Source organism: Alsobacter soli (assembly GCF_003004785.1).
GTDB classification, from domain to species: Bacteria; Pseudomonadota; Alphaproteobacteria; order Rhizobiales; family Beijerinckiaceae; genus Alsobacter; species Alsobacter soli.
The window spans coordinates 1-950 of sequence record NZ_PVZS01000072.1 but is presented as its reverse complement, the minus strand read 5'-3'; the positions used below and the strand labels follow the sequence as shown (position 1 = coordinate 950).

The following is a 950-nucleotide window of genomic DNA, read 5'->3' as shown; positions in this document are numbered from 1 at the left end:
TCCGTCAACACCTACGGCTACGAGACCCTCCCGATGGTGAAGCCGACCGGCTTCCGGGAGTACGACGCCCGCTGGCTCTTCGAGAAGGAGATCAACCTCATGGGCGTCCAGGCCCTGGGGATGGGACTGGGCACGCTGATCCGCGAGATGGGCGTGAAGCCGGAGATTGTCACCGGGCACGATTTCCGGGGCTACTCCTCGGCCATCAAGATGGCCCTCATCACCGGATTGATGGCGTCCGGCTGCAAGGTGCACGACATCGGCCTGGCGCTCTCGCCCATGGCCTATTTCGCCCAGTTCGATCTCGACGTTCCCTGCGTCGCGATGGTGACCGCTTCCCACAACGACAACGGCTGGACCGGGGTGAAGATGGGCGCCCAGCGGCCGGTCACCTTCGGTCCCGACGAGATGGCCCGCCTGAAGGAGATCGTCCTGTCAGGCGCCTACCGCACGGCCGAGGGCGGCTCCTATGTGTTCGTCGAGAATTTCCCCGACCGCTACATCGCCGACCTGACGAACCGCGCCCCGATCCGGCGCAAGCTGAAGGTGGTGGCCGCTTGCGGCAACGGCACGGCGGGGGCCTTCGCGCCCCAGATCCTTGAGCGCATCGGCGTCGAGGTCGTGCCGCTCGACACGCAGCTCGACCATACGTTCCCGCGCTACAACCCGAACCCCGAGGACATGGAGATGCTCCACGCCATCGCGCATGCGGTGAAGGAGCACGGCGCCGACGTGGGACTCGGCTTCGACGGCGACGGCGACCGCTGCGGCGTGGTGGACAACGAGGGCGAGGAGATCTTCGCCGACAAGATCGGCGTCATGCTCGCCCGCGACCTCTCGGCCCTGCACCCTGGCGCCATCTTCGTGGTGGACGTGAAGTCGACCGGGCTCTTCGCCACCGATCCCGTGCTGCGCGCCAATGGCGTCAAGGCGGACTACTGGAAGACCGG

General features: G+C 66.7%; 1 protein-coding gene. It reads left to right on the top strand.

Annotated elements, in window-relative coordinates:
- Nucleotides 1-950 (top strand): phosphohexomutase domain-containing protein (locus SLNSH_RS24290; protein WP_483416137.1); only part of this gene is annotated, 950 nt, incomplete at both ends.